The sequence below is a fragment of the Carboxylicivirga longa genome, from assembly GCF_050589825.1.
GTDB classification, from domain to species: domain Bacteria; phylum Bacteroidota; class Bacteroidia; order Bacteroidales; family Marinilabiliaceae; genus Carboxylicivirga; species Carboxylicivirga longa.
The window spans coordinates 1-17747 of the sequence record NZ_JBNGOZ010000025.1; the positions used below are offsets into that span (position 1 = coordinate 1).

The 17747-nt window shown below is 44.3% G+C and carries 7 protein-coding genes; 5 read left to right on the plus strand and 2 right to left on the minus strand.

The features are described 5' to 3' along the window. Positions 1 to 503: 503 nt before the first annotated feature. A complete protein-coding gene (locus ACRD7A_RS16615) occupies positions 504 to 4526 on the minus strand; it encodes a glycoside hydrolase family 2 TIM barrel-domain containing protein (RefSeq protein ID WP_430812424.1) in 4023 nt (1340 codons plus the stop codon). 119 nt (positions 4527 to 4645) lie between these two features. Then, positions 4646 to 4918, minus strand: a complete 273-nt coding sequence (locus ACRD7A_RS16620; protein WP_430812423.1) for an HU family DNA-binding protein — start codon at positions 4916 to 4918, stop codon at positions 4646 to 4648. A gap of 291 nt (positions 4919 to 5209) precedes the next feature. On the opposite strand from ACRD7A_RS16620, the gene ACRD7A_RS16625 reads away from it, so the two are divergent. From ACRD7A_RS16625 to ACRD7A_RS16645, 5 genes are all read left to right on the plus strand, one after another. Further along, entirely contained in the window at positions 5210 to 6853 is a 1644-nt protein-coding gene (locus ACRD7A_RS16625) for a tetratricopeptide repeat protein (protein ID WP_430812422.1), read from the plus strand. Positions 6854 to 7151: 298 nt separating this feature from the next. Next, complete coding sequence (locus tag ACRD7A_RS16630) at positions 7152 to 7313, plus strand: hypothetical protein (protein WP_430812421.1); 162 nt, start codon at positions 7152 to 7154, stop codon at positions 7311 to 7313. Between the two features lie 33 nt (positions 7314 to 7346). Continuing rightward, the gene (locus tag ACRD7A_RS16635; RefSeq protein WP_430812420.1) at positions 7347 to 15002 is read left to right on the plus strand and encodes a S8 family serine peptidase; all 7656 of its coding nucleotides are present in this window, start codon (positions 7347 to 7349) and stop codon (positions 15000 to 15002) included. 78 nt (positions 15003 to 15080) lie between these two features. Continuing rightward, positions 15081 to 15515, plus strand: coding sequence for a DUF4625 domain-containing protein (locus ACRD7A_RS16640; protein ID WP_430812419.1), 435 nt, complete (start codon positions 15081 to 15083; stop codon positions 15513 to 15515). 347 nt (positions 15516 to 15862) lie between these two features. Beyond that, positions 15863 to 17425, plus strand: coding sequence for a tetratricopeptide repeat protein (locus tag ACRD7A_RS16645; RefSeq protein ID WP_430812418.1), 1563 nt, complete (start codon positions 15863 to 15865; stop codon positions 17423 to 17425). Positions 17426 to 17747: the final 322 nt, after the last annotated feature.

Here is a 17747-nt window from a genome sequence, read left to right on the forward strand (position 1 = left end):
GGGGTTTTGTTATACTTTTAAGATAGTAATAATTATCTAGATATCAAAGATATAAGTCAACTTATGAATATCCCTAATCTAGAAAAATTTATACCTGGACTGGTTCCATAAACGTCCATATAGACAAAAAGTCGTGTTGCTAGCAAATGACATAGCGCATAAGGCGATGTCCGCGGGTCAATAAGGCATGCTGCTTCGGTCAGCTTAGCCAAATGGTTGATTTGGCTCACCAAAAAGAAAAGTTAAAACCAAATACAAGGCTTTGGCTTCCCTTCTCTTCTCTTATCGAGGTCTGCAAGGTCAATTCACCTTACGCGCCATGCTGTAGGCCGCTACTGAAAAAAAAGGTGCATCCCCAAAGAATGCACCTTTTCAAATATTATTCAAGAATTTAACTGGCAGTAAGTTCTGATAGTTTCATTCTAAATAAGTGTTTACGGAACGGTTCTTTATAAGCATCTTACCAAAGAGAACCGTTCCCAAAAAACTTATTGAACGCTCTACTAGTCAGCCAGCACACTGAATTCTGCGCCACCGGCAAAATCCTGTCCGTTCTGCGAGCTTTTACCCGTAAAGCGGATGTAACGAGCCTTAACGGTTTTACTAAAATCCACACGTTTCTCTTTCTTGCTTCCATCAAAGCTGCCGCTGTATATGGCTTCACCCCAGTTTTCACCATCGTTACTCACGTGAATGGTATAGTCCTTAATATCACCATTCTTTCCACCATCCTGACGAGGCAGGTAGGTGAAACCTTTGATGGTTTTCGTTTCGCCACAGTCAAAATCCACCCAATGAGGGTACTGGGCTACGGTTACCGAATACATGGTATGCCAGGTAGTGGCCGGGTTGCCGTCAACCAGATTTTTGGCTGAGCTGCCGCCTCCGGGCTCCTCACTGCTGGCAAAGACAACGGTTGTTGCAATCTTTTCAATCTTATTGAACTTCATGCTTACTTCCGAGTCTTTGTTTCCCTTGAACCAAGCCTTCACGGTGCCGCCATTGCGCAAGGCTACAGGGGCAGTATAATCCTTAGTGGCACCCCCGTTAACAGCATAACAGATTTTTGCATCTGCTTTACTGGTAGAAATTGTAAGCGTACCGTTAAGGGTGCGGGTGATGGTAATAGGTACCTCGCCCGATGGTGCCACATTGGCAATTTCATCCAGGTTATCGCCGGCAGGGCGTATGATAAAACCAAAATCGTTCTGCCCTGCATACACACGGTCGTGGGTGAGTGGTCCGCCCTGTCCGCAACTGGCGCCTCCCAGGCCGGTTACCTTAGCATCAAGGTGGAGGGTGATGTCACCCGCTTCGGGTAACTCATAGATATGAGCCGCTGTGGCCATGGCCTGAGCCGTGTAAGGGAGAGCGCTCACTGTCATATCACCCGTGGCCACAAAAACAGCGCCTGCACCCTCCTTTGTTAAGGCACACCAACGTGTTTCTTCGTGGTTGGCCATGTCCTGTGGTTTGGGGAAGTTCACAAATTCCTCGTTAACCGTTGTGGTGTATTTCTGAATGTTCTGCGCTGTCTTGCGGTCGTTGTAGTTCCCAATGGGGCCACGTCCGTAGTAGGTAAAGTTCTCATAGGTCTTGGGTATCGTCATGGAATAACCCAAGCGTGGAAGAACAAAGTGAGCCTCGTTGGATGTAATGCTCGACTGTAACTCTACAGAGCCATCCTGATAAACTGTCCATATCTGGTTGGTAACAAAGCGGAAATCATCCTCGCCGAAAGTGCGGTCGGTCAGTTCCTCAACGGATATGACATTGCCGCTGGTGCCACCATGCTGACGGGCAGCGTTGGGAGCTTGCGAAATAACGGTGAACGACAGCGTAGCTGTTCCGTCCTTGTTGGTTCGCATTTTAGAATCAATGGCTTTGTGCTTCAGGTTATGCAGGCCTTTTTCGTACCAGCTGCGATATCCCCATGTGTCGTTATTAACAAAGGCACGAAAGGCATCCAGCTTGGGGCCATGTCCATCGGCAATAATGGTTTTGCCATCATAAGTAAGCCCATAAAGCGAACCATCTGTCAGGTTGAATTTAGCAATAAAGCCTTTGCCGCTAACCACCTTGATGTTATTGCCGGCATCACTTATCTTCACTTTACCTTGGCCATTTACTTTGGCTACATCGGCAATAAAGGGTATTTCGGTCTTGGCTTTTAGTAGGAACTGCTCTTCCGCCTCCACAAAGTCTTTTTTTGCCCAAGGCTGATCCTCTTTCAGCACAAACTGAAGCTTTACAAAGTACTCAGCACCGGCTTTCATATCGGCAAAACGATAGGGAAGCGTTATAGTACTTTTTGTTCTGGCAGCAATGGCACCGGGCGTCATACGGCCTTTCTTAATCTCCGAGCCGTTTTCCCAGATTGACCATACCAGATCGTAATCGGCCAGCGATTTGAAATAGTACTTATTGAAGATTTCAAAAGTACCCTTCTGAATATCCATGGCTTTCACACCAATATTCTGGTATACCTTTTTCACTTCGTAGTACTGGGGTTTCAGGTCGCGCTCGGCAAACAGGATGCCGTTCATCACAAACTGACCGCTGTTGGGTTTATCGCCAAAATCGCCACCGTAAGCCAGATAACGTGTGCCATCGGCCCGGTAGTTGTAAATGGCCTGGTCGATCCAGTCCCAGATAGCGCCACCACAGAAGAAGTTAGTGGATTCAATGGCCTCCCAGTAATCAATAAGGTTACCACAGGCATTACCCATTGAGTGGGCATATTCAGAGATATGGAATGGATATTTAATATCCATTTTACCGGTTACGGCGCTCTTCATCCAGCCGATGGATGGATACTGGTTAGAACCCATATCCACAATGCTGTTGTTACGTTCGTACTGCACCGGACGCGATTGATCGATTTCTTTCAGCGCCTTGTAGGCATGCACAAAGTTTTTGCCCGGCCCGGCTTCGTTACCCAGTGACCAGATGACGATTGAGGGGTAGTTTTTGTTTTGGTGAGTCATTTCAATGACACGACCTACGTGGGCATTTTCCCATTCGGGAGGATGCGACAGCGATGCTTCACCGTAGTAATACTGATGCGATTCAATATTGGCTTCGTCTTCCTGATAAATACCATATTTATCACACAAGTAGTACCAATAAGGATCAGCCGGGTAGTGAGAGTTACGAACATGATTAATATTGCCGCGTTTCATCAGCATTACCTCATGCTCCATTTGCTCACGTGTAAGCGTATGACCCGTTTCAGGGTGCGTTTCATGACGGTTTACGCCTTTCAGTTTTACCGTTTTACCATTGATATAGTAATAGCGACCGGCCAGTCCGAATTCATCATCCTCGGCTGCTGTATCTTTGATTTCTACCTCGCGAAAACCGGTATGTGTCGATATGGTCTCAACCACTCTGCGTTTGTTGTCTTTCAGCTGGGCAACCAGGGTATAACGATAGGGGTGCTCGCCTGACCATAGCTTGGGTGATGATATCTTTAATTCTACTTTTGCCTGAGCCTGCTCACCGCGTTTCACTACGGGCACCGTTGCCTTAGCCACAGCATCGTTTACCAGTGTGTTATTATCGGAATACAACTGGTTGGCATACAGTGAATATTCGATGGAGTATCCTTTAGCCGTTTTCTTACTCAGGTTACGGATGTCGGCCGATATTTTAAGTGTACCATGCTCGTAGTTATCATCCAGCTCCGGCAGGGCAAACAGGTCGCGAATCTGCACTTTGGGTGTGGAATAGAGCTGCACGGTGCGGAATATACCGGGCAGGCGAAACATGTCCTGTGCCTCAAGGAATGAGCCGTCGGAGTTACGGTATACCTCAACGGCAATTACGTTAGTGCCTTTTACCAGGTATGGACTGATGTCGAAAGTTGCGGCATTGCGCGAGTTTTTTGAGAATCCAATGTAATGACCGTTGATCCATAGGTAGAAAAAGGAATCAACCCCGTCGAACTGAACAAACACCTCACGGCCATCCCAGTTTTCGGGTATCTCAAAGTTACGGCGGTAGGAGCCCACTTCGTTTCGAGCTTCGTAGGTTACCCAATCTTTTGCCGGCTCACGCATTACACCACCTTTCCAGTCGTCCACTTTTACGCTGTGTTTAAAAATAACCGGCTGGTTGCAATAGATAGGAGTACCGTATTTCTGCCCGCCATCCTTGGCCAGGCCATATACGTTCCAGTTGGAAGGAACGGGAATTTCATCCCATTTGCTGACATCAAAATCTGGTTTGTAAAAGTCTGTGGGGCGTTGCTCGGGGCGCTTGACCCAGTTAAACTTCCAGTTGCCGTTAAGTGTTTTCCAATATGCCGAGTTTTCCGGTAGTACTTTACGTGCATTCTCCACATCGTGGAATGAGTAGAAGGTGGCCCGGGGCTGTTCTTTATTATGGGCTATGTGCGAGGGGGACTCCCACTCTTTTCCGTTAGGCCCTTCTAATTTTCCGTAGGTGTAGCCCTCGAGCTGAGCCGAGGCTCCGTAATGTAGCGCAAACAGGCACACCAACAATCCAAAAAATCCTTTTGTCATGAAAATAGATTAAATTAATTTATTGCCTTTTGTTAAAAGGCAAATCTAATATTTAAAGTGGCGTAAAAAAAGGCTACCCCAAGGGGGTAACCTTTTTTATTTTTCTGATGGGCTAAGTCTTAGTTAATGCTGTCGTCTAATGCTTTACCCGGCTTAAATTTCACAACGTTTTTAGCGGCAATCTGAATTTCTTTACCTGTTTGTGGGTTGCGACCTGTGCGTGCAGCACGTTCTGATACAGAGAAGGTTCCGAAACCAATTAGTTGGATGCTTTCTTTATTGGCCAGGGTTTTCTTGGTGGTTTCTACGAAGGCGTTAACGGCCTTTTCGGCATCTGCTTTTGTAATGCCTGCTTCTTCAGCAATTGCAGTAACTAAATCTTGTTTATTCATATCTATGTAAAATTAAATTTATGCTAAAACTATATTTTTTTTCCGAAGTACAGCAAGGAATGATTCATCAAATTATGGTTTATTTATGAGGAATAGCGCTACTTATCAGATTATCAGATAAAAAAAATCAATCGCTTCATCCTGTATTAGGCTAGCATACATAAGGTTTAGAGTTTGTATGTGATTGATAAGGAGATGTTGATAAGTGGTAGATTAAAAAAGAAAGATGTTTTTTAGGAATATAATTATTTATTTGCTTTTTTTAAGTCTTCCTAAATCAACCCAATTAGCATGAGTGCGCTCAAAACGTTTTTTTTTGCCATAAATATCTTTTCGTGTTTTTGTGCCTTTGGGCATGATAAGGAACGTGTGGACAGTCTGATGAATCGACTGGTGCACGAGGAGGATAAGCGGCAGCGGGGGGAGTTGTATTTGGCCTTGGCCGATTGCTTTGGTTATAGTGACGTTATCAAGAGCTATGATTATATTGAGAAGGTGAGAAGTTTGGCAGAGCAGGAGGGTTACAATGATTTGCTGTCGAAGGGCAATTTTCTCCTGGCCAATTTGCTGATTCGCCAGGGTAAGCTCAATGAGGCTTTGCAATGCCTCAACGATGAGCTGGCCGAGCTTGATAAAGAGGAGCAGGCTTATAAGCATGTGGTGTTGCTGGCAAATATTGGTGCTATCTATTACAGTTTGGAGGAGTCAGATACGGCACTGTCCTTTTTTATGAAGGCTCTTGAGCTTGTAGAAACCGGTAAGGTGGATTGTAGCGAGCGCAAGTCGGTGGAAATCATTATCGTCATTAAAAATAATATCGGAAATGTTTATGGTGATATGAACGATAATGCCAAGGCTCTGATGTATTATAAGGAAGCCTTGGTTATGACGAGGAAAATAGATGCAAAGGAGCACCTTGGGGTTATCACTAAAAACATAGGCGATTTATATATTGAAGTGAATCGGCGGGAGGAAGCCTTACCTTTTATCAGAGAGTCCATCGATATACGCGAGGAGATTGGAGATTTAGCTGGGGTGGCCTCCAGCTATTGTCTTTTAGGTGATTATTATCGAGATGAGGATAACAGTAAAAAGGCCATTGACGCTTATCAGATATCTTTGCAACAGGGACTGAAAGCTAATGCTTGGTTGGTAATTTCGGAAACGGCACAAAAGCTGTATCAGACTTTTAAGCAACAGGGCGATTATAAAAGGAGTCTGGAATATTTTCAAACCTATCATCAGTATAACGATAGCCTGATGTTGCAGAACTCAGAGAAACAGCGTGCGTCTATTGAGTTCGATTACCAGATGCAACAACGGCAGCAGCAATGGGAAGAGCAGCAGCGCAAAGAGCGTTATCTACATTATCTGGTGGGTGCCGCTTTACTAATTGTGGTTTCCTACCTAATGTTGCTCTTTTTATTGTCGCGGGCTCGTATGAAACGCATAAAGCTTGAGCAGAAGAATCTGGTGCTGGAGAAGGAACACCTAGAGCAGGATCTGCATCTAAAAAAGAAGGAGCTGACCACCAATGTGATGTATCTTGTGCGTAAAAATGAGCTTATTAAAGAAGTGGCACAGCGCCTTATGAATGACCTGGGCAAGTTCAAGCCGCAAAACCAGAAGATAATACAGGGGGTGATGATGGACTTGCAGCAGTCGCTCGACAACGATGTGTGGGAGGAGTTTGAGCTGCGATTTAATCAGGTACACTCCGATTTTTATGAGCGTTTGCGCAGTGATTTTCCCGATTTAACACCTAATGAAGTGAAGTTGTCAGCTTTCTTACGGTTAAATATGAGTTCCAAAGAAATATCTGCTATCACCCATCAAACGATCCGAAGTATTGAGGTGGCACGTACGCGCCTGCGTAAAAAATTAAACCTCACAAACACAGATACAGGTCTTGTAGCTTTTCTGAATCAATTTTAAAGCATCTTTTTTACCTCTTTGTTAATCTGCTTAAAACCAAACTTATAAAATTATTTGTGCAGTGCTTGTTGTGGTTCAATATTGTCTTTGTATCATTTTTGAGATATTCAAATGTGTTTTTGTGACAGTTATGTTGAGGTTGTATAATTGAATCGCTGCATTTCGATAATTAGTTTTACAGGTGAGCAGAATAGGGCAGTGCTAAAAATTGCTAACTATCATAATCCAAATCGCCTGTTTGATTCTGTCTTGATAGAAATCGAAAACAAAATGCTAACTAATTGTAAATGAAAATGAGGTGAAGAAGAAATCCCTAAAGCCATCTTTAATAATAAAAGGAGATGATAGCACACATGATTTTGAGCAGTTAATGGCAGAGAATGAAGTCCGTTTGAAAGCCTTAAAAAAACTACTCAACAAACTGAATGAGAAGAAAAATCCCCCAAGATCAACAGAATAACACATTCGTATTATTAACTTAAATAAATAGACTATGAAACAAAATCTACGATCGCTTACCTGTTACACAGGGGTGATAATAATGGGTCTGCTGCTGAGCTTTAGCAGTATGGCACAGAATTATAAAGACGGTATCCTGCAAGGTACCTTCCGGATTAAGCTGCAGCCCCACCTGGGGCAAAGCATCCAGGTGAAAAGTGCAGGTGGTGGCCAGGCGGTGACCACCGGTGTGAACGATATTGATATGCTTAATAGCCGTTATTCAGCGGTTCAGATGGAGCGTATCTTCCCTTATTCGCCGCAATTTGAGGATAAGCACCAGAAGTATGGCCTGCATCTGTGGTACAAAGTAACAATCACTGACGAGGCGAAAACCCATAGTGCTATCAGTGCATATGCTAGCCTGGCTTCAGTAGATGTTTGCGAACCCGTGCGGGAAATATCGTTGATACATCCCATGAGCAGTCAGGCCTTTGATAAGTCGCAGGTGCTGAAGGCAACCAGCGAAATGCCTTTTAATGATCCTTACCTGCCCATGCAGTGGCATTATAATAACACAGGACAGACCAATGGCTTGCCCGGTGCCGATATTAATGCTTTTGAAGCCTGGAAAATCAACACAGGCTCCAACAAGGTGATCGTGTCCATCCATGATGAGGGTGTAGATGTGAATCACGAAGATTTGCACGAGGCCATGTGGGTGAATGAAGCCGAGTTAAATGGCGAGCCCAATGTGGATGACGATGGCAATGGTTATAAAGACGATATATATGGTTTTAACTTTGGTGATAACATGGGGGAAATTGCGCCCGGACACCATGGTTCGCACGTGGCCGGTACGGTTGGAGCCATCAACAACAACGGCATTGGTGTGTCGGGTGTTGCCGGAGGTACTGGTAGTAACGATGGAGTTCGCATTATGAGTTGCCAAATATTAGGCGGTGTGAGCCAGGGTAACCTGCCTTCCTCATTTGTGTATGCTGCTGATAATGGAGCGGTTATATCCCAGAATAGCTGGGGCTATAAGCGTCCTGATTATGTGGAACAAGCTGTGTTAGATGCCATTGATTATTTCATTCAGGAGGCCGGATCGTATGCAGGTAGCCCCATGAAGGGTGGCGTGGTTATTTTTGCCGCCGGTAACGACAACGCCGAGGGGCTGTTTTATCCCGGCTGTTACGAAGAGGTCATTGCCGTGTCGGCCTTAGGATCGAGCAACAAACGAGCCGGTTATACCAACTATGGAACCTGGGTGGACCTTGCTGCACCGGGTGGCGACTCTGATGATAATGCCAATATGACTGATAGCCAAGCGGAGGCTGGTTTCTCAAACGGGGTATTAAGCTGTTATGCCGGCAATGCCTACGGCTATATGGATGGTACTTCCATGGCCTGTCCGCATGTATCAGGTATTGCTGCTTTGGTTGTTTCCCAGCACGGTCATAGTGGTTTTTCCAATACTACATTGAAGAACCAGTTGATTACAGCGGTTAATGATATTTACCAAATTGAAGGAAACGCTCCCTATAAAGGAAAGCTGGGTTCCGGTGCCATCGACGCCGTACTGGCTCTTAAGAATAACGAAGGCAAGGCACCTGTGGCCATCACTGATTTAAACATGCTTGGTTTAGCGCAGGATTTTGCAGTGCTGGAATGGAGCGTGCCTGCCGATGAAGATGACGGTAAGCCCTGGGAATTTGAGATATTGTATTCGAAGAAGGAGATTAGCACTGCAACTCTGGAATATGCTCGTCGCATCAATTTGAAGAATGATTGGGCAGTGGGTGAAAAAGTAAGTTTTGAAGTGGAAGGCCTTGAGGCCATGACTGAATACTATTTTGCAGTGCGTAGTATCGACCGTTGGGGTAACCAATCCGATTTCTCCAATCAGCTCAGTGCAACAACCAACGAAGGGCCTGATGCTCAGATTGACGAAGCTACGCCAAACGTAAATCTTGTGGTGGATGCCACGGAGTCAACGGAAGCAAGTGCCAGCTTTAATATTCAGAATGTGGGAACCGGTTTGTTGCGCTGGACTACTGAGAACCATCATGTTTCAAGTATGGATGCTTACAGTATTGCAGATGTTCGTTATCCAAAAATTAAGCAGCAGGCATTTTCAGGGAAGGCGAATATACAAAGTACTGGAGCCAATTTTGATATTCCGATACATACCTATCGTCAGAAGCCGGCAACCGATCAGATGAGCTACTTCAGTATGTGGAGCGGACTGTATTATATTGGTGAGGAAGACACCTCTTATACCAACTCAGCTGCCATTCGCTATTATGTGTCACAGGAAGAGGGTTTTAATATGACTCACCTGAATGCTTTGGTACGTAACAACCCGGAACGTGGGCCATTGGTATTTGAGGTGCGCGAAGGTGCTGATATTTTGGATTCAAAGCTTATCTATGCACAGGAACATGAAGGATCAGAAGGGGGGGATTTTGTTAACATTAAGCTGAAAGAGCAGCTTTATTTCCCGCAGGGAAGCTATTTCTGGCTGGTGTTACATGTGCCATCAGGCAACCGTTATCCGATAGGAGCCGGTGTAGAGATGCAGCCCGAGCTGTCTGAGATGTGCTACATGAGCCTTAATGGCGGCGAAACATGGGCGCTTTTTGAGGATATGTATTATAATAACCTGCTGGTGTGGGCCATCACGCCGGTCAGCACTCTAAAGCCCGAGCAAAAATATATTAGCATCAATCCGGAGAGTGGCGAGACCCCTTCCAATGAGACAACAACTGTTGATGTAAGTGTGGATATGTCGCAGCTTGTAAACGGTACTTACAAGTCCAATGTTGTGGTTTACACCAACGAAACAGAAGAGTCTATGCTGCGTGTACCTACACAGGTAAAGCTAAGCGGTCATCCGCATAAGATACAGGGCGAGAGTATTGTTGACTTTGGTAGTGTAGTGCTGGGCAACACTAAGGAAATGCCTGTTAACATCGACAACATAGGTCTGGGTAACTTCTCTTCTGCTTATATTGAGATTGATAATCCTGCCTTTACCGTAAAGCGTAATTATCTGGGTCAAATAGCAGCTCTTTCGGGTGTTCAGTTTAAGGTAGTTTATAATCCTACTACTGCCGGTAATACCAATGCCGTAGCCCGTATTTATAACAGAAAAGGTGATGAGTTTACCTTCAATCTGTTTGGTGTGGCGGCCGAGCCACCGGTAATGGAAATCAGTCCTGCCGAGCTTTCATTCGATAACCTGAACATCGGCGATGAGGTAAGTGGTGAGTTTACCATTACCAACCATGGGAATTACCCGCTTGAGTACTTCTTTCCTTCATTTGTGCAGCTCGATCAGAGTGTTCAGGTGGATCCTAAGACCTGTTTGTTTGGTTATGCAGCGCAGATTAACGAAGATGGTGCATTGCCCAATCCGGCTTATGAATGGGTAGATATTGTAGCGACCGGAACAAAGGTAGTGCCTGAAAATGCTAACGCAGATTATTTCTATTATCCTGTGGAGCTGGATTTTGATTTCCCCTTCTTTGGTAAGCGCGAAAATAGTTTGTTCATTACCGATTGGGGTATGATTACCTTCGATCAGAATAGCGTATTTAATGTGTTGCCTCCGCACTATAAACTAGATGATTGCCCCGACCGCTTTATCTCGGCTCTGGGTAATAAGTATCGTTTAAATGACGGGGGTAATATCTACTACCAGAGCTTTGGCGATAAGTTTGTAGTGCAGTACGATAAAGTGATATGGGAAGGCTTTGACTGGGGTACCGGTGAATTTACACCGCACGAGCAGACTTTCCAGATTGTGTTGCATAGCAATGGAAACATAGATTTGATTTACAAAACTTTGGGTGGGTTAAATAGTGATGCTTTAAGAAAAGCATTTATCGCTATTGAAGATCAAAAGCAGGATGATGGCTATTTTATTAGCGATATAGATTCGCCTGATCTGATTGTGAGCGATCAAACGGTTGTTCGCTTTGTGAATCCCGGCTTAGGTTTGGTTACCGAACTAAGTAACCCTAAAGGCAAAGTACAGGTGGGTGAGTCGGTTACCGTAGCGTTTAAAGCCTCAACCGAAGTGCTGAATGTGGAGCATCATCGCGAGAAACTGGCGGTACTGAGTAACGATCCGCAAAATAACCCTGGAATTTTCACAATTGACTTAAATGTTACCGGAGGCGGAGAGCCAAAAGTGGAATTGGCACAAACGACCCTTGATTTTGGTAAGGTGTTCCAGGAGGCACAGGTAGTGCAGCCGTTATGGGTGCTGAATAGTGGACGTGCTGATGCCGATATTACCTCAGTTAAGAATAGCAACAGTGTGTTTACCATTGCGGCCGAAACACCACAGATCCTGACACCCGGTCGTAAGTTGCCATTTAATGTTACCTTGAATACTACGCAAATAGGTATTTACGAAGATGTAGTGACTATACTGGCAAGCGATGGCACAGAGTTAACGGTAGCTTTAAAAGCAGAAGTGATTGAGGCGCCAACGATAGACCTCGATATCGCAGAAATTACAGAGACAGTAGCCTCGGGTACTGTAAAGGATGTTTCTTTCTCGGTTACGAATAACGGTGGTAACAATCTGGAGGTAGCACCCATTGGTACGCCATGGATGACTGTGCAGGAAATGATAGCACCCCAGAGCACAGCAATTAAGGACTTCACCTACCATGTTGTTAGCAGTGATGATGAAAACGGGCCGGAGTACCGCTGGGAAGACATCCGTGAGAGCGGCATCCAAATTTCTAACGAGGTGTTGGCCGAGAGCTATTGGGCCGGTAATATTGAATTGCCATTTACCTTTGATTTCTATGGTGCGCCTCAGAACAGTGTCAATATTGGTGCCAATGGTGTATTGTGTTTTAATACCTATACCAATCCATATCCATTCGGAGGCGATCTGATTCCTAATACGGCAGAACCCAATAACCTGATTGCCGTAATGTGGGGTTTGAACGGACCGAATACCTATATGTATGAAGATGCTGGTATTTATTATCAGGTATTTGAGGATAAGCTAATTGTGCAGTTTGAGAAATATATCGATGGTTTTGGTATGAGTGATGCTACCTCGTCGCAAGTGATCCTTTATGCCAATGGTACCATTAAAATGCAGTATGAATGGTACGATGCCTGGTTAGTAAATGTACCGCAATTCTCGCAGGTTGGTTTAGAAAATGCCGACGGTACCGAAGGAGTTTCTTTTGCTGCTTACGAAGAAGGTACAATACATGATGACTTAGCCGTAGTATATACACCGGTTGAAAAATATGTGGTGGCACCGGGTGCCAAGCGCGACTTTGTGGCTACTATCAATGCCAAAGAGCTGTTTGCTGGTTCTTACTCTTCAGTACTGCAAATACTGAACAATACCCCCAATACATCGATGGTTGAGGTGCCTGTTGAACTAACGGTAACGGGCGAAGCTAAATTGGTGGCGCCTGCAAGTGTAGATTTTGGAGCACCCATGGTGGTAGAAAATCCCAATGCCGGCATGTATGATCCTACTCACCAAACTTACGAGATGGAGTTTGAGTTGAAAAACGAAGGAACGGCACGCTTTGAAATCACAGGTTTCGACCTGTCGGAAGTATTGCAGCTGAACAGTGCCGTGTCCTTCGATGAGAGTATAAGAGCTTACGTTGAAGCTACTGATTGGATGGGTAACAAGGTAATGCAGTGGATGGATTTGAACAACCTGCCCATCTTCGATTGGATGACCGGTACAACGCAGCCTATTTATGTGGAGCCACAATCAACGCTTAGATTTAAGGCTGTGTATATGCCGGATGGCACAATGAATGCCGAAGGTACTGCACCTGAAGCATTGGCCGATAAGCTGATCATCAATACTGATCTGGCTGACCATCCTGCTATTGCCGTTTCCCTTACTGCTCAACCTGTGTTGCCACCGGTGATGGCCATCAGCGAAGATTTACTGAGTGTGTATGCCCAAGATGGCAATGTGGTTGAAAACCATAGTGTTTTGATTGATAATACAGCGGGCAATTCAGACTTGCACTATAACATCGTGATGGACTATACCCGTAACACCGGAGCCGATGCTAAGGAAGCGGCACAGAGCATGCAGGCAGTTACTGCTGAGCCACTGCAGGCAGAAGCCTTCCAGGCAGGTAACAAGGTGAATGCCACTACTTATAGCGATACCTACAACCGTGTACTGACTTATTCAGAGGCTGTTGAGCCAGAATCAAAGCTGGGCTTTGGTGGTGCTTATCAGTTTAACTCGGCAACTCGTTATTATGCACCCGAAAACGGCTTTAACCTTACGCATGTGCGCACCTGGTACGCGCCAGAAGATTGGTTGGAGTCGAAAATAACGGTTACGATCATGGCAGGATCACCCTACATTTCGCAGTGTGAAGCACTGTATTCGCAGGATTATATGCATGTGATTACCGAAGCTGATCATATAGGTGACTTCCTGACTATTGAATTGGATCAAACACAGATTTTCTATCCTAACGAGCCTTTCTTTGTGGTGTTTACTTACCCAACAGCAGTTAAGTATCCACAAGGGGTGGTGGAGACAGGCGATCCTGTTGATGGCCGATTCATGTATACTTCCGGTAGTGACTGGAGCGATCTGGCTGGTAGTGATTTCGCCTCAAAAGGATGGATGACAGCCGCCATCGAAGCCGAATATAAAACGGGTCTTTGGGTTGAGCTGGCCGACAATAATAATATGGAAGGAACCGTTAAAGCCGGCGAATCATTGAGTCTCGACTTTGCCTTTAATGCTGCGTATGCCGAACTGGGCGATAACTATGCGGTGGCAAGCGTATCGTCCAACGATCCGCTCAATATGCATCAGAAGATTAATTTACATTTGCTGCGTAATCGTGCTCCTGAAATTACTTATGATGGTAAAGCCATTTCAGTGATTGAGAATGAGACCCAGACACTTGAAATTTCCGCCATTGATCATGAGCAGGATACTTACGAGTTGGTACTGAATGATGCACCGGAGTTTGTAAGTACTCAGGTTGCTGAAGGCACCATGACCATTACCCTTGAACCGGGTTACGATGCAGCGGGCACTTATGCTTGCAAACTGGTGGCTACTGACGCCTTTGGCAATGCCAGCACGATTCCGCTTAGCATTATGGTGGTGAACAGTAACCGTGTGCCTGAAGTACTTATGGCCATTGAAGATCAGGAGGTGATTATGGAGTATGGCGTAGTTGATATTGACCTGGCTGCTTACATTACTGATCCGGATGCTGAGCAGCTGAGCTTCGAAATGAGCCATACAGATAACAATGTTGTAGAGGTGTTTGTGGCTGGTAATAAGATGATGCTTAATCCGGTGGGTATCGGTGAGTCGGTGGTGACACTGACCGCTACTGATCCAAACGGTGCTGCCGCTACCCTGGAGTTTACGGTGACTGTGCGCAACCGCACCGGTTTAGACGCCAATGAGAAAGGTAAGTGGATGTTGTATCCGAATCCGGCAACCACACATGTTACCGTGTCATGGGGTAATGATGTGCAGTCGGATGTGCAGGTTCGCCTGTTAACTGTCGGTGGTACGGTGATTGCCAATGAGGTGGTGAATGCGGCTGAGCATAGCCAGTACGATCTTAAGCTTAATAAGTTAACGCCGGGTGTGTATTTCGTAGAGCTGATCGAAGACGAGCAGTCCTTTGTTTACAAGTTGATTAAGAAGTAATAGGTTTTAATAGTGAGAAATCATGGTGCGGTGATAGTGCCGCCCATGATTTTACCACGAAATAATAAAATTAGACAGATGAAGAAGTATATATCGAAAATAGGTGTGCTGCTGGTGGTATTGTCGGGCCTGTTGGTAGTGAGTTGCTCCGACGACGACGATCCGGCAGATACCAATGCACCGCAGGCCAGCTTTACAGCGCCTGCCGAGGCGGCTGTTTATCAGCGGGGACAATCTTTAATATGCGATGCCGTATTTGAAGACGACCGCGAACTGGCGCAGTTACATGTATCCATCGCCAATGTTTCAGGTCTAAAAGGCTGGGATACACCCTGGACGGACGAAGAAGTCATTCCTTTGGTGGGGAAGCGCATGGAAATGTCAGGTCAGCAACTCTTTGGAGAAGCCATACCCATGGAAATCATGTCGGGCGAATACGAGGTGACTTTTACCGTGGAGGATAAAACAGGCAATAAAAGCGAGGGCTTTGTATTTGCCATTGTTATTAACTAGTGCCTTGGGTCTGATATTCTTGCTTTTTTGAGCAGAATATTTTCGCAGCCGGTCATTGAATGGCCGGCTGTTTTTGGTGTAAGTTTTTGTTGTGCTGTTTATTTTTTTGCAAAATATTTTAAGGAAACTAATGGGCATGATAACTTTCTGCTTTGCTAAGCTTGGGCATGCCATACTCCAGATATGAAGGCATAACGAAATATATTCACTGCTTGAAAGTGCCATATTTAGTGTTATTATTTTAGATTTGTAAGCATATTATAACAATTGGTTAAATGATTTCATTGCGCATTTTCTCTTCTTTTTTCTTGTGTCTATTAGTCATCTTGCTTAAGGGGCAGAATGTTATGCTATTGGATAGTCTTAAGGTTCAACTAAATTATGCGCAGCAGGACAGTGATAAGATAAAAACCCTTTGGGAGCTTTCTGACTATTATTGGGCCGATGACTTGCGGGAGTCGTACCGTTATTCTGAGCAGGCATTGGTAATTGCCAGAAAGTTAAAGGATAAGCGACTGTTAGCCATTTCCTTTCAAAAAGTGGGGGATGCACTTGTTTTTAGAGGAGACAACAGTAATGCACTTAAGTATTACCTGGACGGTCTTGTACTTGCCGAGAAATTAGATGACCAGGCAGTGTTGTTTACCTTATATCATAACATGGGTGTTGTATTTGACCGTTTAAATGACTATGACCAGGCCTTGCGCTATTACGAGCAGGCCTTGTTTGTATATAATAATGCCGCTTCAAAAAACAATGCCATGGCTGGTGTTTATACCTTGTATAATAGCATTGCTAATATTTACGATAAGAAAAAGGATGCCCAAACAGCCATGGATTATTATACAAAAGCGCTTGCCATGGCAACCGAGAAGCAGGATGATCAGGCGTTGGGTACCATATTCAATAATCTGGGTAAAGTAGCCATGGAAGCGGAAAAGTGGGAGGATGCCTACAATTATTTGCAGCAGTCTTTGAAGTGCCGGCAAAACATCAATGACTTAAACGGTATGGCGAAGTCATATAACAATTTGGCTATATACTATCGTTTGCATCAGGGAATTGATGCAGCCTATGATGCCGCCCAAAAGGCCTTGCATTATGCCAATCAGTCCGGTGCCATGTATACACGTCTCACGGCTCTTGAAAATATTTCACTCATACAAGAAGAAAAGGGAGCTCTCCAAGATGCTTTGGTAATGTACAAGCAATATAAATCACTAAGCGATAGTTTGTTGAATGAGAGTTCGATAAAAAAACAAACCGAGTTGCAGATAAAGTATGAGTATGAGAAGGAGCAAAAAATTAAACAGGTGGAGCAGCAAAAGAAAAATTTGCATTTCACACTGATCATTGCCTTCCTGTTATTAAGCCTTATAATTTCGATACTGTTTTATTTGCTTACCATCAATCGTTCCAAGCGCATACGGCTGGAGAAAGAGAATCTACAAAAGGATTTGGATATTCGTACGCAAGATGTTGAAAATAAGGATAAAGAATTAGCATCGTCAGTGCTATATCTGCTGAAAAAAAATCAATTATTGAATGATGTGTCAGAGCGATTATTATTGCTTAAAAAGCGGATGAAGGCTGAGAATCATAACGCGATTCAAAAGATTATTCTTGATATACAGGAAGGAGCCAAAGAGGATGCATGGGAGGAGTTTGAGATGCGTTTTCAACAGGTACACGATGATTATTTCCGAAAATTAAAGGCTCATGCTCCGGATTTGACTCCCGGTGAAATTAGAATATGTACTTTTTTAAAGCTGAATATGACCAGTAAAGAAATTTCAGCCATTACCCGACAAAGCGTAAAAAGTATTGAAGTAGCCAGAACACGAATTCGAAAAAAGATGCGATTGACCAATAAAGAGGTTAATCTGGTTCACTTTTTAATGGACATGTAAAGGAATTTAAATTTTGTTCTCGCTTCAGTTCTCACACTTTCTTTAAGAAGAAACTGGCTTATTAGTAGTTTATATTTCTTTTTACGATTAAATTATCAGGGGCATATATTGCACAGTTAATACTTAAAAACTTACTCCATTCATTGGTTTATCTGTCTCAATGATGCCTTCATCACTTAGGATTCACTTACATTTCTTTATCTGAATTAATTATCTAATAATCAAATTAGTGTATCTGATAGTAGTGTCATTGTAGGGTTGATATGCTGCTTTTGAGTGTTTCTTATGTTTGCTTGTAGTTGTTTTAAGTAGTTGCTTTTTT